The sequence below is a fragment of the Marinobacter segnicrescens genome, from assembly GCF_900111555.1.
GTDB lineage: Bacteria > Pseudomonadota > Gammaproteobacteria > Pseudomonadales > Oleiphilaceae > Marinobacter > Marinobacter segnicrescens.
In genome coordinates, this window is the sequence record NZ_FOHZ01000013.1 from 39,518 (window position 1) to 59,018 (window position 19,501).

General features: G+C 61.6%; 13 protein-coding genes. 8 read left to right on the forward strand and 5 right to left on the reverse strand.

Features of this window, described 5'->3' with window-relative positions:
- Nucleotides 1-6 precede the first annotated feature (6 nt).
- From phoU to BM036_RS13020, 4 genes are all read left to right on the forward strand, one after another.
- Entirely contained in the window at nt 7-729 is a 723-nt protein-coding gene (gene phoU, locus BM036_RS13005; protein WP_091852955.1) for a phosphate signaling complex protein PhoU, read from the forward strand.
- A gap of 171 nt (nt 730-900) precedes the next feature.
- A complete protein-coding gene (locus BM036_RS13010) occupies nt 901-2,379 on the forward strand; it encodes a sensor domain-containing diguanylate cyclase (protein WP_245742622.1) in 1,479 nt (492 codons plus the stop codon).
- 76 nt (nt 2,380-2,455) lie between these two features.
- A complete protein-coding gene (locus BM036_RS13015; protein ID WP_091852961.1) occupies nt 2,456-3,322 on the forward strand; it encodes an MBL fold metallo-hydrolase in 867 nt (288 codons plus the stop codon).
- Nucleotides 3,323-3,333: 11 nt separating this feature from the next.
- Nucleotides 3,334-5,097: a SulP family inorganic anion transporter gene (locus BM036_RS13020; RefSeq protein ID WP_091852964.1), complete on the forward strand. Its 1,764-nt coding sequence runs from the start codon at nt 3,334-3,336 to the stop codon at nt 5,095-5,097.
- Here BM036_RS13020 and BM036_RS13025 read toward each other — a convergent pair.
- Together BM036_RS13025 and gdhA are read right to left on the reverse strand one after the other, a co-directional pair.
- Nucleotides 5,038-7,644 carry a PEP/pyruvate-binding domain-containing protein gene (locus BM036_RS13025; RefSeq protein WP_091852967.1) on the reverse strand — a complete coding sequence of 869 codons (2,607 nt, stop codon included), beginning with the start codon at nt 7,642-7,644 and terminating at the stop codon, nt 5,038-5,040. The two genes, BM036_RS13020 and BM036_RS13025, sit on opposite strands and share 60 nt — an antisense overlap.
- A gap of 2 nt (nt 7,645-7,646) precedes the next feature.
- Complete coding sequence (gene gdhA / locus BM036_RS13030; RefSeq protein ID WP_091852970.1) at nt 7,647-8,996, reverse strand: NADP-specific glutamate dehydrogenase; 1,350 nt, start codon at nt 8,994-8,996, stop codon at nt 7,647-7,649.
- 187 nt (nt 8,997-9,183) lie between these two features.
- Here gdhA and BM036_RS13035 point away from each other — a divergent pair, with 187 nt between their 5' ends.
- Nucleotides 9,184-9,843 (forward strand): energy-coupling factor ABC transporter permease, encoded by a 660-nt coding sequence (locus BM036_RS13035; RefSeq protein ID WP_091852991.1) that lies wholly within the window; start codon nt 9,184-9,186, stop codon nt 9,841-9,843.
- On the opposite strand, the gene BM036_RS13040 is transcribed toward BM036_RS13035, so the two are convergent.
- A complete protein-coding gene (locus tag BM036_RS13040; protein ID WP_177186059.1) occupies nt 9,808-11,910 on the reverse strand; it encodes a putative bifunctional diguanylate cyclase/phosphodiesterase in 2,103 nt (700 codons plus the stop codon). The two genes, BM036_RS13035 and BM036_RS13040, sit on opposite strands and share 36 nt — an antisense overlap.
- 144 nt (nt 11,911-12,054) lie before the next feature.
- Between BM036_RS13040 and BM036_RS13045 the strand changes: the two genes are divergently transcribed.
- Nucleotides 12,055-13,110, forward strand: coding sequence for an NAD(P)-dependent alcohol dehydrogenase (locus BM036_RS13045; protein ID WP_091852999.1), 1,056 nt, complete (start codon nt 12,055-12,057; stop codon nt 13,108-13,110).
- A 64-nt stretch (nt 13,111-13,174) separates the two neighbouring features.
- Here BM036_RS13045 and BM036_RS13050 read toward each other — a convergent pair whose 3' ends face one another.
- Complete coding sequence (locus tag BM036_RS13050) at nt 13,175-13,705, reverse strand: response regulator transcription factor (RefSeq protein ID WP_091853002.1); 531 nt, start codon at nt 13,703-13,705, stop codon at nt 13,175-13,177.
- Nucleotides 13,698-14,954, reverse strand: a complete 1,257-nt coding sequence (locus BM036_RS13055; protein ID WP_091853006.1) for a sensor histidine kinase — start codon at nt 14,952-14,954, stop codon at nt 13,698-13,700. Before BM036_RS13055 ends, BM036_RS13050 begins: the two co-directional genes overlap by 8 nt.
- A gap of 229 nt (nt 14,955-15,183) precedes the next feature.
- Here BM036_RS13055 and BM036_RS13060 point away from each other — a divergent pair, with 229 nt between their 5' ends.
- Both BM036_RS13060 and BM036_RS13065 read left to right on the forward strand, forming a co-directional pair.
- Nucleotides 15,184-16,218, forward strand: a complete 1,035-nt coding sequence (locus BM036_RS13060; RefSeq protein WP_245742623.1) for an efflux RND transporter periplasmic adaptor subunit — start codon at nt 15,184-15,186, stop codon at nt 16,216-16,218.
- The gene (locus BM036_RS13065; RefSeq protein WP_091853012.1) at nt 16,215-19,487 is read left to right on the forward strand and encodes an efflux RND transporter permease subunit; all 3,273 of its coding nucleotides are present in this window, start codon (nt 16,215-16,217) and stop codon (nt 19,485-19,487) included. The genes BM036_RS13060 and BM036_RS13065 overlap by 4 nt, the downstream gene beginning before the upstream one ends.
- Nucleotides 19,488-19,501: the final 14 nt, after the last annotated feature.

A 19,501-nucleotide genomic window follows, 5' to 3' on the forward strand; every position in this document is an offset into this window, starting at 1 on the left:
CACAGAATGCCTACAAGTAAAGAAAACATGTATGGGGATCATATCTCCCATCAGTTCAACGATGACCTGTCCAGCCTGAAGAACGACTTCCTCAAAATGGGCGGCCTGGTTGAGCAGCAGACCACCGACGCGGTCAATGCCTTGATCGATGGCGACGGCCACGCCGCCGACGAGATCCGCGCCCGGGACAAGGTGGTGGACAGGATGGAAATGGACCTGGACGAGGAGGCTACCCGCCTGATCGCCCGGCGCCAGCCCGCCGCCCGGGACCTGCGCTTTGTCATCTCGGTCATCAAGATGGTCGCCGACCTGGAGCGGGTGGGAGATGAGGCCAAGAAAATTGCCAAGTTCGCCCTGACCCTGGCGGAGGAAGGCCAGGCGCCACGGGGCTATGTGGAAGTGCGTCATATCGCCAACCATGTAACCGCCATGCTGCACGATGCGCTGGACGCCTTTTCCCGACTGGATGCCGAGCAGGCCCTGCGCATCATGAAGGAAGACAAGCGGGTGGACGAGGAATACCAGGCCGCGGCCCGCACCCTGCTGACGTTCATGATGGAAGACACCCGCAATATCTCCCGCTGCATGGCGGTCATGTGGGTGCTCCGGGCGCTGGAACGGGTGGGTGACCACGCCTGTAATATCGCGGAGAACGTGATCTACATGGTGGAAGGCGAGGATGTTCGCCATACCCCGGTCGAGGAGGCCGAAAAAGTCGTCGGCCGATAAGCCCCGATAGCAGCCAGCCGGACCGGCTTATACTGCGTAGTTATAGGCGACATAATAATCATTCTGCTCAATCCGTGGTTTTATGTCGCCGGTTCAACTAATCTGGGGTTAAAGCGTCAGCACGGGTAGTCGGCCATGGTTTCCAAGCCAGCCCATGACGGGGAGACTCCAATGTTCCCCCGCCTGTTGTCGGAGTTGGCCTCCGGCGTGCCGGGTGTGCTGTTTTGTTACCGGGTCAGTGCGGACGGAACCTTCCATTATTATCCCTTTATCAGCAGCCGGGTGAGGGAAGTCTTCGGCCTGGACCCCCGTAAGCTCCAGACGGATGCCTCGGCTGTGTTCGACATTATCCACCCGGACGACCGGGCCGGAATCGTGCCCTCGATCAGTGTCTCCGCGGCGACCCTTGAACCCTGGCAGTACCAGGCCCGGCTGCGCCTTAAAGACGGCACCTATCATTGGTTTGAAGCACACTCCATGCCGCGCCGGGAAGCGGACGGCAGTACCCTGTGGTATGGGCAGTTCACCGATATCCAGACCCATAAGGAGCTGGAAGCGGATCTGCGGCAAAGAGAGGCCGAGTCGGCCTATCAGCTGCAGTTCCACAAGCTGCTGGCAAGCCTGTCGTCTGATTTCATCAATGCGCCCATCGGCGATTTCGACCAGGAGATTGACCGCTTCCTGGCCCGTATTGGTGAGTTCTTTGACGTGGATCGGGTATACGTATACCGGTTTGCGGAGGAACTGACCCGAATGACCAACACCCATGAGTGGTGTCGCCCGGGTGTGCCTGCCCTGAAAGATTCCCAGCAAAATGTCGATATCACCGGGTTTCGCTGGTGGCAGGAGCAGAGCCGCAACCTGCTGCAACAAAACCGGGTGCTCTTTATAGAGGATGTCAGCAAACTGCCCGATTCGGCGGGGCCGGAGCGGGCCTTGCTGGAGGAGCAGGGTGTGGCTGCGATGTTCTGTATTCCTGTCGTCACCCGGGGTCTGGTGGACGGTTTCTTCGGGATGGATTCGCTTAAGGTGCGGCGCTGGCGCAGGGACCTGTCCGACTTGTTGATCCTGGTGGCGAACCTGCTTGCCCAGGCCCTGGAACGTTTCCGCCTGGAGCAGGAGCTGCTTAATCAATCCATACGGGATCCGCTCACCGGTATCCACAATCGCCGTTACCTGGAACCCCGTATCGCCGAAATGCTCGCCCGCTACCAGCGTTCCGGGGAGGGGTTTGCCCTGGCGATGCTGGACATTGATCACTTCAAACAGGTGAATGACACCCATGGCCACCAGGCCGGTGACCAGGTATTGCGCGCCTTTGCGCAGCTGTTGCAGAACCAGTGCCGGGCCTCGGACGTGGCAGCCCGGTATGGCGGAGAGGAATTCATCCTGGCCCTGGCGGACGTTACCCCCGAACGGGCGACCTGGGCGCTGGAGCGGGTGATCGATGAGGTCCGCGAGTTGGCACTCAGTTTTCATGGCAAGGTGATACCGGTCACCGCCAGTGCCGGCCTGGTCCATGTGAGTGACCTTGAAAATCCGTCGCCCACGCCGGATGAACTGATTACCGAAGCCGATCGCCGTCTCTACCGGGCCAAGCGTTCCGGTCGGAATTGCCTGGTTGATGCATCAGGGGCATCACCACTATAAGAAAACCGTATTTCACTTTATATTACCTTCCAGTATATGCTTAGAACTAAATCAGCGTTACCCGGGAGGTAAGGTCATGTCCAACCCCATCGTTCAGCACTTTTTCGACGAGCCCACCAATACGTTCAGTTACGTGGTTCGTGATCCTGACAGCAATGCCTGCGCGATCCTGGACTCCGTACTCGACTTTGACTACGCCGCTGGTCGTACCGATGTGCGTTCGGCGGATGAGATTATCGGGTATGTAGAGCGGGAAGGCCTGGTGGTGGAATGGATATTGGAAACTCATGTCCATGCGGACCACCTGTCTGCAGCGCCGTACCTGCACGAACGGCTCGGGGGCAAGACCGGTATTGGCGCCCACATCATTGAAGTGCAGGAAATCTTTGGCAAGGCGTTTAACGCAGGTACCGAGTTCGCCCGTGACGGCAGCCAGTTCGATCGCCTGTTCCGCGAAGGCGATACCTTCAGTATCGGTGGCCTGGAAGGCCGCGTGCTCCATACACCTGGTCATACGCCCGCCTGCCTGACCTATGTGATCGGCGATGCGGCCTTTGTCGGTGATACCCTGTTCATGCCGGATTACGGCACCGCCCGCTGTGATTTTCCGGGGGGTGATGCCCGCACCCTGTACCGTTCCATCCAGAAGGTGCTGACGTTGCCGGCTGAGACCCGGATCTTCCTCTGCCATGACTACAAGGCGCCCGGCCGGGATGAATATCACCATATGACCACGGTGGCGGAACAGCGCGAGGCCAACGTGCACGTACACGAGGGCGTCAGCGAGGAGGAGTTCGTCAGGATGCGTACCGAGCGGGATGCCACCCTGGACATGCCTCGCCTGATCCTGCCGTCGGTGCAGGTGAACATGCGGGCCGGGAACATGCCACCGGCGGAGGACAACGGCCAGGTCTACCTGAAAGTCCCGATTAACCGGTTCTGAGGTCAGCCACCGTGAAACTGACCCGTTTCCTGCCGGTGCTCGACTGGTTACCACGCTACAACCGGTCCACCCTGGCCAGCGACCTTCTGGCGGCGGTGATTGTCACCGTCATGCTGATTCCACAGTCGCTGGCCTATGCGATGCTGGCGGGCCTGCCACCCCAGGTGGGTCTGTACGCCAGTATCCTGCCGCTGGTGCTCTATGCCGTGTTCGGCTCCAGCCGGACGCTGTCGGTGGGGCCGGTGGCTGTGGCTTCCCTGATGACTGCGGCGGCCCTGGGCAAGCTGTTTGAGCCAGGGTCCGGTGAATACCTGGCGGGTGCGATCCTGCTGGCAGTCATGTCCGGGCTGATGCTGGTGCTGATGGGCATTTTCCGGCTGGGTTTCCTGGCCAACTTTCTCAGCCACCCGGTGATTTCCGGCTTTATCACCGCCTCCGGGCTGGTGATTGCTGCCAGTCAGCTCAAGCATCTGCTCGGGGTGAGCGTCAGCGGGCACAACCTGCTGGAGTTGCTGGCCGGGTTGTATGGACAGCTGGGTGATATCCACTGGCCGACCCTGATGATCGGGCTCGGAGCGCTGGTATTCCTGGTCGCGGCACGACGGTATATGAAGCCACTGCTGATGGGGCTGGGGCTGTCAAACTCCGCGGCCGGCATGCTCTCCAAGACCGCACCGATCCTGGCGGTGGTAGTGACCACCCTGGTGACCTGGGTGCTCAGGCTGGATCAGGGTGGCGTGGCGGTGGTTGGTGATATACCTGGCGGTCTTCCTGGCCTGGTCATGCCCAGCCTGGACCTGTCCCTGTGGCAGCAACTGGCGGTGAGTGCCCTGCTGATCAGTATCGTCGGTTTCGTGGAATCCGTATCCGTGGGCCAGACCCTTGCGGCGAAGCGCCGGCAGCGCATTGACCCGGACCAGGAACTGGTGGGCCTGGGTGCCGCTAACCTGGCCGCCGGCTTTTCTGGCGGTATGCCGGTGACCGGTGGATTCTCCCGTTCCGTGGTGAACTTCGATGCCGGAGCGGAAACCCCGGCGGCAGGGGTCTATACCGCCGTGGGTATTGCCCTGGCGACACTGCTCCTGACACCTGCGATCGCCATGTTGCCGGTCGCTACCCTGGCGGCCACCATCATTGTGGCGGTGGCAACCCTGATCGATTTCCCGGCGATTGTTCGCACCTGGCGCTATTCCCGGTCCGATTTCGTCGCCATGCTGGCGACCATTGTATTGACCCTGGCCTACAGTGTGGAGGCGGGTATCGTGGCCGGCGTGTTGCTGTCCCTGTGGTTGTTCCTCTACCGCACCAGCCGGCCGCACAGTGCCGTTGTGGGGCGGGTTCCGGGTACCGAGCATTTCCGGAACGTGCGGCGTCACCAGGTTGAAACCCGGCCGGAGTTGGCCATGCTGCGGGTGGACGAGAGCCTGTACTTTGCCAATGCGCGCTTCCTGGAAGATTGTGTGCTGGGGCTGGTAAGCAGCCAGCCGGACCTCAAGGACATTGTGCTGGTCTGTCCGGCGGTGAACCTTATCGATGCGTCGGCCCTGGAGAGCCTGGAGGCGATCAACGAGCGCCTTCACGACAGTGGTGTCAGGCTCCACCTGTCTGAGGTAAAAGGCCCGGTGATGGACCGCCTGCGGCGCACTTCGTTCCTGGAGAGCCTGACTGGCAAGGTGTACCTTACCAACTTCCAGGCCTGGCAGGCCCTGACGCCGTCAGAAGTGGCCGGCGAGCAGGCGCTGGCGGGTCACGTCGGCCAGCACGCGCAGGGGTGAGCCTTCGCACTCCAGGACGGTGATGCAGTCCTGGATGGCGGTCGGTGGCAGGTCCTGCTGCAGCAGGCTGTCGATGTGTCGCTGCTGGGCATGATGTTTCAGCCAGTCCGGATTCCAGGTGGAGTCCTGCTGGTCGGGGAAGATAGCCACGTAGGCGATGCCGGATTCCACCAGGTCCTGGAAGAAATGGGAGCCGAAGGACAGGTCCGGCACCATGCCATTGCCCATATCGGCGATTTCCACCAGCAGTGACACCCGGCTGATATCGGCAAAACCCACCGGAACACCCAGTTCCGGGCTGCTGGTGCCCCAGCGGCCGGGGCCGGCCAGCATCAGGTTGAAATGCTCGGGTGTCTGGCGGGCCAGCCGGCCTACCAGTTTTGCCACCTGGTGCTTGCCGTTGAGGTCGAGGGCGCTGTACTCCGCTGCCCTGACCAGGATGACGCGATGGATGGCCAGGTTGATGTTACCCCCCATGAAGCGCCCTTCACTGGCCATCAGCAAACGTCTCGGGTCCGGCCGTTCCGGCAGGGAGGCAGGCTGGCTGTCACCGATGGTAGCGAGTGGACGGCACTGGACCAGGTTGAGGCGGACCGGGACCTCGCTGTTATCCAGGTGTACCGTAAACTCGACATCCACCGGGTGTTGATAGGCCTTCTCAAGGGTCGTCAGCATGCGACGGGCCAGGTCTATGAATTCTCCCTGGCGAATCAGTGGCCTGAACGTAAGGCGCCAGACCGGTGCGCCCAGGCCCAGTTCCCGTGCTCTCTGTGAAGCTGCCCTGTCGGTTTCCCCCAGGCGTTCCAGGGGCAGGGATGGGGCTTCCCGCACCAGGGTAGTGAGGTCTGTGGTGGTCAGGCCAGGTCCGGTGACGTCCAGGGTGTCCACCAGGTGCTGGCTGAAGCGGTAGTTCTCTTCCAGGTTACGGAATGGCTGCTTGAGAGGCTGGTCGAGAGCGATGACCCAGGCGTGGTCCCCCTGGATCCGGTCCACCGCACGGGTGCCCAGTCCCATCACCAGTCGCAGCATACCCGCTTTCGGGTCCATATCCGGCGCCCACACAAAGGTGTTGCGGGATACACCCACTGCCGCGGCATCGGGCAGGTACCAGTGGTCATGGAAGCGGCCATTGACCCGCTGGATCAGCAGGGCCATGGGCTCTTCCAGGTCTTCCAGGTCGCGGCCCCGGCGGTAGCTGAGGGCGTCCTCGCTCATGGTGGAGGCGTAGACCTGGCGAATGGCGTTTTCCAGCGCGGCAAGGCGTTGTTCGGGATCACCCTGGTTGATCAGGAACACACTCTCGTACTTGCCGGCGAAGGCATTGCCGAAGCCGTCTTCGAGCAGACTGCTGGAGCGCACCAGGATCGGGTACTGGCCGAAGTGGTCCAGGGTGCGGATCAGTTCCGGGCGTACCTCCGGCGGGAACTCTCCCTGCAGGATAGCCTTGCGCAGGGCAGGAGCCTCGTCGAAGAAGCCTTCCCGGGTCCGGTGCTTCATGACCGCAGGCCAGAGCCCGTTGTGTACCAGGAAGGCATACCAGACGTCCGACGCCAGGAACATGGAGTCGTGGGGGTCCAGTGCGCTACCCCAGGTGTCCGGATCTTCCCTGGTCAGGATCGCCCGGGCCAGCAGCATGCCTACGGCTTTGCCGCCGATAAATCCACTACCGATGGTGCGGTTATGTATGGCCGTCAGGTCATCCAGTGACAGGTAGTCTTCCGCCAGCGCCAGGATGCGGGGGTCCCGGCTCACCAGAACCTGGAGGATGCGCTGTACCAGCGCGCGGGCGCGGTCGCTATCCGCTGCGTCACATTCCTCGGCTTCGAGGAACAGTCGGTCCCAGCCGTCCAGCAGCTGCTGGGTTGCGTGGGCCTGTTGCTCGATGGCGGCCTGCAGGCGGGTGGCGTTGCTGCTGTCGGTCACCGGAATGAACTCGCCGTCCCGGTAACGGTGGGGCAGGAACATGGTTGGCGACTGGCGCTGCCACACCTTGACCGGTTGCAGCTGCATGTCGTCATCGGCCCGATGAACGTCGATCATCACCTGGGTGGTGGCGCGGATGCGGTCGAGGGTCTGCCGCGAGTGACGCTGGGGCAGCAGCGCAAACCATGCAACGGTATCCAGCTCGAACAGGAAGGGGCAGATCACGCGGAAGAAATAGCCCACCATGGTATCGGTGGCCCAGGCATTAAGAAGGTCGCTGAGGCAGTCGCATACGTAGAACGCGCCGCGGCCCCAGGTTTCCACCAGTTCCCAGATACGGGCGGTGAAGGATTCGAAACCGTCCCGGGCGTCCACTTCGATAATGCGGATGCCCGGAGCGGGTGCCAGCAAGGGTTCATGCTGGCCAAAACGCAGGTAGATGATCTGGCGGCCGGCGGCGGTGGCAGACGCCACAAAGGGCGTCACGAACCGCCGGTAGTCGTCCAGGTCGGTGACCCGCCAGACCACATTGTCACCAATCCTCAAGCCATCCAGGACCTGGTCCAGTCCTGGCAGCCCGGTGGAGATCACCGGGGTGGCCTGAGTATCGGTGACGTTGGCCATGATCAGATCAGGCCCATGGCGTCCATGGCGCGGGCGACCTTGATAAAGCCGGTGATGTTGGCACCCAGCACATAGTTGCCCGGGGAGCCGAACTCTTCAGCGGTTTCAAAGGAGCTCTTGTGGATCTCGATCATGATGTCTTCCAGGCGCTTCTCGGTGTAGGCAAAGGTCCAGGAATCACGGCTGGCGTTCTGCTGCATTTCCAGGGCACTGGTGGCCACACCGCCGGCGTTGGCCGCCTTGCCTGGGCCATAGGCCAGCTTGGCGCTCTGGAAGATCTCGATGCCTTCCGGGGTGGTGGGCATGTTGGCGCCTTCCGCCACGGCAATACAGCCGTTCTCTACCAGGGTCTTGGCATCGTTGCCGTTGAGTTCGTTCTGGGTAGCGCAGGGCAGGGCCACGTCACAGGGTACGCTCCAGATATTGCCATCCTCCACGTACTTGGCGTGCTTGTGGACTTCAGTGTAGGCGCTGATGCGGCGACGCTCCACTTCCTTCAGGCGCTTTACGGTGGCCAGGTCGATGCCCTTTTCGTCCACGATGATACCGCCGGAGTCGGAGCAGGCAATAACCTTGGCACCCAGCTGGTGGGCTTTTTCGATGGCGTAGATGGCGACGTTACCGGAACCGGAAACGACGACGGTCTTGCCGTCGAGGGAATCACCACGGGCTTTCAACATTTCCTGGGTGAAGAACACGGTGCCGTAGCCGGTGGCTTCGGTGCGGGCACGGCTGCCGCCCCAGTCCAGGCCCTTGCCGGTCAGCACGCCGGATTCGTAGCGGTTGGTGATGCGCTTGTACTGGCCGAACAGGTAGCCGATCTCGCGGCCGCCAACGCCGATGTCGCCGGCGGGGACGTCGGTGTACTCGCCCAGGTGACGGTACAGCTCGGTCATCAGACTCTGGCAGAAACGCATGATTTCGTCGTCAGACTTGCCCTTGGGGTCGAAGTCGCTGCCACCCTTGCCGCCACCGATGGGTAAGCCGGTCAGGGCGTTCTTGAAGATCTGCTCGAAGCCGAGGAACTTGATGATGCCCAGGTACACGGACGGGTGGAAGCGCATGCCGCCCTTGTAGGGACCAAGGGCACTGTTGAATTCAACGCGGAACGCCCGGTTGATATGGATTTCGCCCTTGTCATCCTGCCAGGGTACCCGGAAGATAATCTGGCGCTCAGGCTCACAGATACGCTGGATGACTTTCTTTTCGACAAACTCCGGGTACTTCACCAGTACCGGTCCGAGGGTCTCGAGAACTTCATGTACGGCCTGGTGGAACTCGGACTCGCCGGGGTTCCGGTGCAGGACATCCTGAAAAATGGGCTCAAGTTTTTCGTCCAGGCGTGCCGGCATAGATTTCTCCTGATAGTGGGATTTAATGGTGGTTAATACTTATGGGAACCAGCTATTGCACCATGATAGGGCGATTTTGGCAATCAATGATTGATTCAAGTCAGCGTTCGCTTTCTTCTCCAGCCCGGTTCTGGCAGCATCCTGCCGGCTTTTCGGTAACCTGATCCCATCCGCGTGAGGCCCGTTTATGGGACTGACAGACAACCTTTTTCCCGCCTGGTTACTGCTGGTCACAGCGGTGATGTTCGCCGGTATCCTGGTGCGGGCAGTCCGTCAGACCGACTGGCAGTGGCTTCGCTCGGAACAGCGTCTCCAGCATTGTCTGTTCGGTGCGGCCGTGGTGCTGGGCTTCCTCTGGCAACTGCGGGCCGGGCTGTCGCCAGGTCTGAGCATCCATATTTTTGGCATGACCGCCGTGACCCTGATGCTGGGATGGCGGCTGGCCGTGTTCAGCGGCCTGTTGGCGTCGGTGATCGTGGTGATCACCGGGCGGGAGCCGGCCAGTCTGTTTGCCGTCAATGGCCTGATTACGGTCATGGTGCCAGCACTGGTGACCCATGCCATCATGCGCTGGGAGCGACGGCGCAATTTCCGTAACTTCTTCGCCTATATTTTCTTCTGCGGGTTCTTCGGTGCGGGTGCCTCAGTGCTGGCGGCGGGCATGACCATGGTGGTCCTGCTGTGGCTGACCGGCGTGTACGACTGGTACCACCTGCAGCATGACTATGTGCGTTACCTGCCGCTGTTTTTGCTGCCGGAGGGGTTCGTCAACGGTGTGGTGGTGACCGGCCTGATGGTCTTCCATCCGGAATTACTGACTACCCTGGACGAACGCCGGTACCGTTAGCGGGTTCCTGGCCTGCCACTGGCGCACCCACTGGGCAGTTTTCTCCGCCGGCATGGGCCGCGCCACGCCAAAGCCCTGGATCTGGTCGCAGCCCAGCGTGGCGAGCACTTCCCCATGGCGATCGGTTTCCACGCCTTCGGCCAGTACCGTGCGATTGAAGCGCTGGGCCATGTAGATCACGCTCTCCACAATGGCCCGGTCGCTGTCATCTTCCAGCATGCGAAGGGTGAAACTCTTGTCAATCTTTATGACGTCGACGGGCAGGCTGCGGAAGTAGCTCAGTGAGGAAAACCCGGTGCCGAAATCGTCCAGGGCAATCTGCACGCCCAGGTCACGGCACTCGTGAATTACCTGGCTGGCCCGCTGCATGTCATCCAGGGCGGTGGATTCAAGGATTTCGAGGGTGATCAGTGCCGGATCCAGCCCCGGATGATCTCTCAGATACCGCCCCAGGAACCGGGAAAACCCCGGTGCCAGCAGGTGCGCGGCGCTGATATTGATGCTCATCCCCAGGGGCAGCCCCGCCTTTGACCACTCAGCCTGCTGGGCCAGGGCGTGCCTTAGCACCCATTGACCGAAGCGCTCTTCCAGGTGACTGCCCTCGATGTAGGGGAGGAACTGGCCTGGTGCCAGCAGGCCCTTGTCAGGGTGTTGCCAGCGTACCAGGGCTTCCACCCCGATGACGGCAGAATCACGCAGCTGGATCTGTGGCTGGTAATGAAGTTCGAATTCGTCCTCCCGGATAGCCCTGGCCAGTTCGGTGATCTGCTGGCGCCGTTGCTGGAGGTTTTCATCCAGTGTGGGGTCGAAGAAGTGGTAGTTGTTACGACCCTTTTCCTTCGCGGAGTACAGGGCCTGGTCCGCATGGCGCACCAGTCGTTCGCCGTCAGAGCTGTCATTGGGGTAAACCGTGATGCCCATACTGCCGGTGATGTTGGCGGTTGTGGGGCCGACAGACAGGGGCTGGCGAACCGCATTGAGGATGCGCTGGTAGACCCGCTCATCATCCACGTTGCGTAGCAGAAGTACAAATTCGTCACCACCCACCCGGGCAACGGTGTCATCGCTGCGCACCGCCAGTCGCAAACGGTTGGCGATGGTGACCAGGGCTCGATCCCCCAGGCCCTGGCCTACCTGGTTGTTGATGGCCTTGAAGCCGTCCAGGTCCAGGTAGCAGACTGCAAGGGGCTGCTGGCTCAGGTCACTGTGGTCCATTTCCCGCTTCAGACGGGTGACCATCAGCTGGCGGTTGGGCAGGCCGGTGAGGTCGTCGTAGTGGGCGGCCCGCTCCAGTTCCTCGGCGTGGTTCTTGAGGGCAGTGATATCCGAGAAGCTGGCGACGTAATAATGTTCTCCCGGCTCATCGAGCTGTACCCGGGTGATGGACAGGAATTCCGGGTATTCCTCGCCATTCTTGCGCCGGTTCCAGATCTCACCTCGCCAGAAGTTCTGCTCATGAAGGGCCCGCCAAAGGGAGTGGTAAAATTCCGGCCCCTGGTGGCCAGAACTGAGCATGTTGGGGTTATTGCCGATGGCTTCTTCCCGGGTGTAACCGGTGATGCTGGTAAAGGCCGGGTTGACGTCGATAATCCGGTTATCGGCATCGGAGATGATAATCGCATCCTGGCTGCGCTCGAACACACTGGAGGTGATCTTGAGGCGGCGTTCCAGTTCCTTGCGCTGGGTGACGTCAATCAATACCGCCATGAACCCGCCATTCCCGGAGGTGCCGGGTGAGATCGGATTGCATACGGCCCGCAGCCAGAGGGTGGTACCATTCCTGCGATAGGCGAGTATGTCCTTGTCGAAACCCTTGCCGGACTCCACGGCCTGGCGAATGGCGTTTTCAGTGTTGGTGTCCGTGTCGGGACCGGTCAGGAACTCACCGGTACGATGACCGCGGATTTCGTCCAGCCGGAAACCGGTCAGCTGCTCAAAGGCGCGGTTGACCCAGCGGATCCGCCGTTGCGTATCAGTAATCACCACGCCATTGCTGGTCTGGTATGCGACTTCTGCCAGTAGTGCAGTCAGGTCGTCGTTGTGGTGATTGGCAGGTGTGTCGTCCATACTCCGGGCTCGGGCTGTATACAATGAAAAGAAATGCTGCCCTGCGACCAGTATAGACTTCCGTGGCATTACGAGTAGTTAGCTGATTATGATCAAGGTGCCAAACCAAAACAATGACAGATACAGTAAAGAGGTAAAAAGACCATGTCAGACGTAAAGGGCTATGCCGCCACCTCGGAGCTCTCCGGGCTCGCCCCCTTCAGTTTCCAGCGCCGCACTCCCCGTGCCGACGACGTCTCCATCGACATTCTTTATTGCGGTGTCTGCCACACCGATATCCACTTCGCCGAGAACGACTGGGGGCGCACCAATTACCCGGTCGTTCCAGGGCACGAGATTATCGGTCGAGTGACTGCGGTTGGAAATGATGTGAATCAATTCACAGTCGGAGAGTTGGTCGGAGTTGGCTGTATGGTGGATTCCTGCCGTTCCTGTCCCTCCTGTGAACAGGGTCTGGAGCAATATTGCCGGGAAGGCATGACCCCCACCTATAACGGTGAGGACCGTATTGACCGACTGCGCACCTACGGTGGCTACTCCGAGCGCATCGTGGTCAGCGAGCGCTTTGTGGTACGGGTGCCGGACAAGCTGGACCCCGCCGCAGCGGCGCCAATCCTGTGTGCCGGCATCACCACCTATTCGCCCCTGAAACACTTCGGCGTGGGCAAGGGGCACAAAGTGGGGGTCCTGGGTATGGGCGGTCTCGGTCATATGGGCGTCAAGTTTGCCCGGGCACTGGGGGCCGAGGTCACCATCTTTACCCGCTCCGAAGCCAAGGTGGCCGAAGCGAAGAAGCAGGGCGCCGACCACGTCATCATCTCTACCGATCCGGAGCAGATGGCCGCCGCTACCGAGAGCTTTGACTTCCTGCTGGATACCATTCCGGTCCACCATGACCTGAACCCGTATCTGTCTACCCTGAAGGTGAACGGCAGTCATATCCTGGTGGGCATGATCGAGCCCATTGAACCGACGGTGCATTCCCGCAACCTGATCGGCAAGCGTCGCATCCTGACCGGGTCATTGATCGGGGGCATGCCCGAAACCCAGGAAGTACTGGATTTCTGCGCCGAGCACGATATCAGTTGTGATATCGAGATGCTGGACATTCACAACATCAATGAAGCCTATGAACGCATGAAAAAAGGTGACGTGAAGTACCGCTTCGTGATCGACATGAAATCCCTCAAGAGCGCCTGACCAAACGGGATGCCAGGTGTCCGGGCGATCGCGGCGGTATGATTTTCTGCTGACCGGACACTGTTTATTCCCGCCAGCGGGAGTGCTTGCCCAGCTTGCGCTGCAGGGTTCTGCGGTGCATGTTCAGGGCACGGGCGGTGGCGGAGATGTTACCGTCATTTTCCGCCAGCACCCGCTGGATATGTTCCCATTCCAGTTCCTCCACGGATGGAGGCTGGCTCCGCAGTGCGGGCTCGTGGTTGTCCGGTTCGAACCCGTCGATGATCTGGTCCGCAGTCACCGGTTTGCACAGGTAGTTCACCGCGCCCTTGCGCATGGCCTCCACGGCGGTGGCAATGCTGCCATAGCCAGTGAGAATCAGCACTTCCAGCCCGGGCTGCTTCGCCAGTAATTCCGGCAGCAGTTGAAGCCCGCTTTCGCCGGCCAGGTTCAGGTCAAGCACACAGCGACGGGCGTCACTGGCGTTCAGCTGACTCAGCGCTGCTTCCGGGTCGTTGGCCTGAACGCAGTCGATGCCCCGGCGTCCCAGGGACCGGGCCAGGGTGGCCGCAAAGGTTTTATCGTCGTCGATGAGCAGCCAGGGTGTGTCACTCATGGGCAGCCTCCTCTGAAACAGCCGGCAGTTCAATGGTCATTGTGGTGCCACGTTCAGGACCTTCGGTGCGAGCCTCGGCACTGAGTCGGCCGCCGAGTCGCTGGATGGTGGCATTGGACAGGAACAGGCCGACGCCCAGCCCCTGCTCAGAGCGCACCGGATGTTGCCCCGGAAGGGTGTCCTCAATACCGGCGCCGCGGTCAATGATGGTCAGGCGCGCGCGATTGTCCTCGACGCTGGTGCCCACCTCTATACCCTCAGGGCTTGCTCGCAGGGCATTAGCTATCAGGTTGAGTACCGCCTGGTCCAGGGTGGCGTCCACCCGGACTGCCGCTTCGGGCGGGTTCTGTGGCCACTGGATTCGGGCGCCCGGCCACAGCAGGGTGGCGGATTCCCGCAGCCTTTGTTGCCACCGGGCCAGGGGCAGGGTTTCGGTGGCTGCCTCCCGTGCCCTGACAGCGGCTTCTGTCATGGTCTGTAGTTGCTCACGGCACAGACCCAGTTGCTGGTCCAGCAGTTCCAGGTCTTCGCGGAAGGCGGTGCACTCGGGTGCCAGTTTCAGGTCGTCCACCACCAGTGTCATGGTATTCAGGGGGGTGCCGAGCCGGTGGGCCACGTTGGCGGCTGACAGGCCCAGGGCAATGACCTGCTCGTCCCGGAGGCGCTCCTCACGGCTTCGGGCCAGGGCCTGCTGCTGTTCCCTTAGCTGGCTTGCCAGCGACCCTACGACCACCAGCATGATGGCTGCGGTCAGGGCAAAGGTGCCCCACATGCCCATCAGGTGCAGCTGCATATAGGCTGCCCGGGTCAGGTCGGCCGGCGGCGGTACCGGGTAAAGCATCAACAGGGTATAGACGGTAATGGCCAGCAGTGTAATCACCAGGCTGTGACGAAGCGGAATCAGGACCAGGCCGGTGGCCAGGGGCAGCAGTAACAGGGAGACCAGCGGGTTTGTGGAGCCGCCGGTCAGTGCCAGCCAGATACCCAGCGCGACCAGGTCTGCCGCCAGCGAGAAGGTGACCGGTAACGCCAGTCTTGGCGGATGACGGGTCATCCATAGCCAGCTCGCCGCTGCAAACAGTGCGTGGGCTATAGTAACCAGCAAGGGTGCGGGTCCGGCCAGGGGGGGCGCCAGGAACCACAGCGTGGCCAGCGCAAGCCACTCCATGGTTACCATGGAGAGACGCATCAGTAACAGGTAGCGGGCAGACTGGCGGAATCCTGCCTGGGAAATGGTGTGCAGTTTCATGGCGAGATTATAGTGCGCTCCTGGGAGGGTATGCCGCGACATTCTGCCTCAGTAGCACCGCATTATCCTCCATTCGTGCTTGCGGGTATCAGCGGAGTCGTCCGGAATTGATCGGCATCAGGCTGCAGGCGGTGGTTGCTGTATACCGGACTATACTGACATGTCACCATATATCTCATAAGGTTATAACGTAAATGAATGGTCGCGCTGTGGGGTTCGGGTGATGGTAATGCTGCGTTGGTGTTTGTTGGGAATGGCGGTGCTGGCGGTGCCTGTCCTTGCGGAAGTGCGGGTCAGCACGGTAGAGCGGGGTACCTTCGAAGAAGTGGTCCAGCTGGATGGGCTGATCGAGGCGGTCCAGCAAAGCACCGTCTCTGCACAGGCCAGCGGCAAGGTCATGGAATTGCCCTTTGATGTGGATGATTCGGTGCCGGCCGGAGCGTTGATTGCGCGGCTGGAGGACAGCGAGCAGCAGTCCCGCCTGGCCCAGGCGGCAGCCGGCCTGGAGGAGGCTCGCTCCGGCCTGTCCGATGCCCGTCAGCGCTTTCGGCGCATTGATGAACTCTACGACCGGGGGCTGGTATCACGGCAGGAATACGACCAGGCCAATAATAACCTCGCATCCGCCAATGCCCGGGTAGAGCGGGCCCGTAGTGTGGTTGAGGAAGCCGAAAAACAGTTGTCCTACACCCGGGTCGAGGCGCCCTATGGTGGTATCGTGACCGAGCGCCATGTGGAGATCGGGGAAGCCGTCAGCCCCGGCCAGCCCCTGATCAGCGGCCTTTCCCTGGAGCAGTTGCGGGTGGTAGTGGACCTGCCCCAGAAATACGCCGGCGTGGCCAGGGACCAGCGCCGGGCCCGGGTCACCCTGGATGACGGCCGCGCCATTGCCACCGGCGAGATGACTTTCTATCCCTACGCCAACCCCGGCACCCATACCTTCCGTGTCCGTATGAGCCTGACCGAGCCCAACGGTACCCTGTTTCCGGGCATGCTGGTGAAAGTGTCCGTGCCGGTCAGTGAGCGCCAGGTGATCCTGGTACCGGAAAGCAGTGTGATTCACCGCAGTGAACTGCGAGCCGTCTTTGTGATGGAAGGCGAGGGTGAAGGCCGCCCACGGTTGCGCCAGGTGCGCACCGGGGGGCGCCAGGGTGGCCAGGTGGAGATCCTTGCCGGCCTCTCTGAGGGTGAACGCCTGGTGGTAAACCCGCAATCGTTGGTGGGTACGGAGCAACTGGCACCCCGGGCAGGAGGTGAGGAGTGAGTCGCGAGCTGCCGCCGACAGGCCCCTCCGGAGCGATTGCCCGGGTCTTCCAGGATTCCCGACTGACCCCTTTGCTCACCGTACTGGCTATCCTCCTCGGTGTTATGGCGGTGGTGGTCACGCCCAAGGAGGAAGAGCCGCAGATTGACGTCACCATGGCGGATATCATGGTGGCGCTACCCGGTGCCAGCACCCGGGAAGTGGAAAACGTTATCGCCACGCCGGCCGAGCAGGTCATGAGCGAAATCGCTGGTGTAGAGCACGTTTACTCCGTGTCCCGCCAGGGGCAGGCGGTGATCACGGTGGAGTTCGCGGTGGGCATTACCCGCCAGGATGCGCTGGTCCGTCTCTACAACCAGGTGTATTCCAACCAGGACTGGCTGCCGCCGGACCTGGGTGCCAGTCAGCCAGTGATCAAGCCCCGCTCCATCGATGATGTGCCCATCATGACGCTCACCCTGTATGACCCGACCAATCGTCATACCGGCGAGGAGCTCACCCGCCTGGCCCATACCCTGGAAGTAGCCCTGAAGCGGGTACCCGGCACCCGGGATATCTATACCGTTGGCGGCATACCGGACCGGGTGGACGTGCGCTTTGACCCGGCCCTGCTCAAGGGCTTCAACCTCACCGTGGATGACCTTCAGCAGGCTCTGGTGGCCGCCAACACCAGTAGCCAGGAAGCCCGGGTAACCCGTGATAACCTGTCGATCCCGGTACAGTCCGGCACCCTGCTGGAAACGGTGGACAGCGTAAGGCGCCTGGTGGTCGGCATGCAGGATGGTGCACCGATTTTCCTGGCGGACGTGGCCGAGGTCTCCCGCGGCGGCACCGTGCCTGACCAGAGCGTCACCATGGGCCTGGGGCCGGCAAGTGACGACGGTCGCAGGGGCGACATCGGAACACTGTACCCGGCGGTGACCCTGGCCATTGCCAAGAAGCCCGGTGAGAACGCCATCGATATCACCCGGGCCATCGAACACCGGCTGGAGTTGCTCCGCAACCGGGCCCTGCCGGAGGATATCGAAGTGGTCGTCACCCGGGATTACGGCGTGACCGCCTCCGACAAGGCCCGCAAGCTGATTACCGACCTGGTATCTGCCACGCTGTGTGTCGTGCTGCTGGTACTGGCAGCCATGGGCTGGCGCCAGGCCACCATCGTCGGGATTGCCGTGCTGGTGACGCTGCTGCTGACCCTGGTGTTTTCCTGGGCCTGGGGCTTCACCCTCAACCGGGTCTCGCTGTTCGCCCTGATCTTCTCCATCGGCATCCTGGTGGATGACGGCATTGTCATCACCGAGAATATCAACCGACGCATCCGCAACTCCCACTGGCCGCTGAAAGACATTATCCCGGTTGCGGTGGACGAGGTGGGTACGCCGACCATCATGGCGAGCCTGACCATTATGGCCGCGCTGATTCCCATGGCCTTTGTCACCGGCCTGATGGGCCCCTATATGAGCCCGATTCCCATTAACGCCTCCGCCGGTATGGTGCTGTCCCAGATCGTTGCCTTTGTCGTCGCGCCCTGGCTGGCCATGCGGTTGCTCAAGCGCAAGCATGGTGAGGACCTGTCAGACGGCGACCAGGAGAACAACGAGGAGCAGGGCAGCTCCGCCGATGGCGTCAGCCCAGTGTCGATGAAGGTCTTTCGTACGATTCTGGGCCCGTTTCTTGGAGAACACTCCTGGCGCCGGCGGTTCCTTGGGCTGGGCGTAGTGGGGCTGACTGTCGCGGCGGCCTCATTGCCGGTGTTCATGCTGGTGATCCTCAAAATGCTGCCCTTCGACAACAAGTCGGAGCTGCAGGTTGTGGTGGACATGCCAGAGCGTACACCCATGGAGCAGACACGTCGGGTCCTGACGGAAATGGGCCAGTACCTGGAAACCGTGGACGAGGTGGCGAACTGGCAGGCCTATGCGGGCACCGCTTCCCCGATCAACTTCAACGGACTGGTGCGTCAGTACTACCTGCGCAGCGAACCCTGGCAGGGCGACCTGCAGGTCAATCTGGCGGATGAGGAGCAGCGCAGTCGCCAGTCCCACGATATTGCCCTGTCCCTGAGGGAGCCCCTTCGGGCTATCGGCGAGCGCCACGGCGCCAGTGTCAAAATCGTTGAAGTGCCCCCCGGTCCTCCGGTGCTCTCACCGGTGGTGGCGGAAGTCTATGCCGCGGATGAGTGGCGCCGGCGGGAGCTCGCTGAACGGCTGGTGGCCGGTATGAAGGAGATCGACGGACTGGTGGATATCGACACCACCATTGAGGCGCCGACCCGCCAGTGGGAAGTGGTGGTGGACCGGGACCGTGCCGCCCGGCTCGGGGTTTCCCAGGCACAGGTGGTGTCCACGCTGCAGACTGCCCTGGGCGGTGCCGGGGTCAGTTACCTGCATGACGACAACGCCAAGTACCCTGTGCCCATCCGGGTGATCCTGGATGAAGGCGACAAATCCCAGCAGGCCACCCTGCTGTCGTTGGCCGTGCGCAGCCGTGACGGTCACCTGGTGCCGCTGGCCAGCATTGCCGAAATCCATGAGGCCGACTGGGCCGGGGCACGTTATCACAAGGACCTGCTGCCGGTGACCTATGTGACGGCGGATATGGCCGGCGATACCGACTCGCCGCTGTATGGCATGTTCCGCATGGTCAGTTGGCTGGAGGACCAGGACGATGCGCCGGAGCAGTATTACATCCGCCAGCCGGACCTGCCCGAGCGAGGTACCCTGAAATGGGATGGGGAGTGGCAGATTACCTATGAAACCTTCCGGGACATGGGGGCGGCCTACAGCGTGGGCGTGTTTGCCATTTTCGTGCTGCTGGTGGCCCAGTTCCGGTCCTACCTGCTGCCGCTGGTGGTGATGGCCCCGATTCCCCTGACGTTGATTGGTATCATGCCGGGCCACGCGCTGCTGGGGCGGGAGTTTACCGCCACCAGCATGATCGGGATGATCGCCCTGGCGGGCATCATCGTGCGCAACTCCATCCTTTTGGTGGTGTTTATCCGTCAGTTGCTGGATGAGGGCATGGCACTTGAAGAGGCAGTGGTATCTGCCGGTGCCGTGCGTATCAAGCCCATTGCATTGACCGCCATTTCGGCCATGGTGGGCGCCTGGTTCATTCTCAGTGACCCGATCTTCAACGGCCTGGCCATCTCGCTGGTGTTTGGGCTGGCGCTTTCAACCCTGCTCACGGTGGTGGTTGTACCCCTGCTGTATTACACCTTTGCCCGCTGCGGCTGGCTGGGGCCGGTGAGTGAAGGGAACAACGCCTGAACAGAGGCTGAGGA

Coding starts and splice junctions, on each gene's coding strand:
- phoU (WP_091852955.1), top strand. CDS start 7: ATGCCTACAAGTAAAGAAAACATGTATGGGGATCATATCTCCCATCAG.
- BM036_RS13060 (WP_245742623.1), top strand. CDS start 15,184: ATGCTGCGTTGGTGTTTGTTGGGAATGGCGGTGCTGGCGGTGCCTGTC.
- BM036_RS13015 (WP_091852961.1), top strand. CDS start 2,456: ATGTCCAACCCCATCGTTCAGCACTTTTTCGACGAGCCCACCAATACG.
- BM036_RS13025 (WP_091852967.1), bottom strand. CDS start 7,644: ATGGCCAACGTCACCGATACTCAGGCCACCCCGGTGATCTCCACCGGG.
- BM036_RS13055 (WP_091853006.1), bottom strand. CDS start 14,954: ATGAAACTGCACACCATTTCCCAGGCAGGATTCCGCCAGTCTGCCCGC.
- BM036_RS13045 (WP_091852999.1), top strand. CDS start 12,055: ATGTCAGACGTAAAGGGCTATGCCGCCACCTCGGAGCTCTCCGGGCTC.
- BM036_RS13050 (WP_091853002.1), bottom strand. CDS start 13,705: ATGAGTGACACACCCTGGCTGCTCATCGACGACGATAAAACCTTTGCG.
- BM036_RS13010 (WP_245742622.1), top strand. CDS start 901: ATGTTCCCCCGCCTGTTGTCGGAGTTGGCCTCCGGCGTGCCGGGTGTG.
- BM036_RS13040 (WP_177186059.1), bottom strand. CDS start 11,910: ATGGACGACACACCTGCCAATCACCACAACGACGACCTGACTGCACTA.
- gdhA (WP_091852970.1), bottom strand. CDS start 8,996: ATGCCGGCACGCCTGGACGAAAAACTTGAGCCCATTTTTCAGGATGTC.
- BM036_RS13035 (WP_091852991.1), top strand. CDS start 9,184: ATGGGACTGACAGACAACCTTTTTCCCGCCTGGTTACTGCTGGTCACA.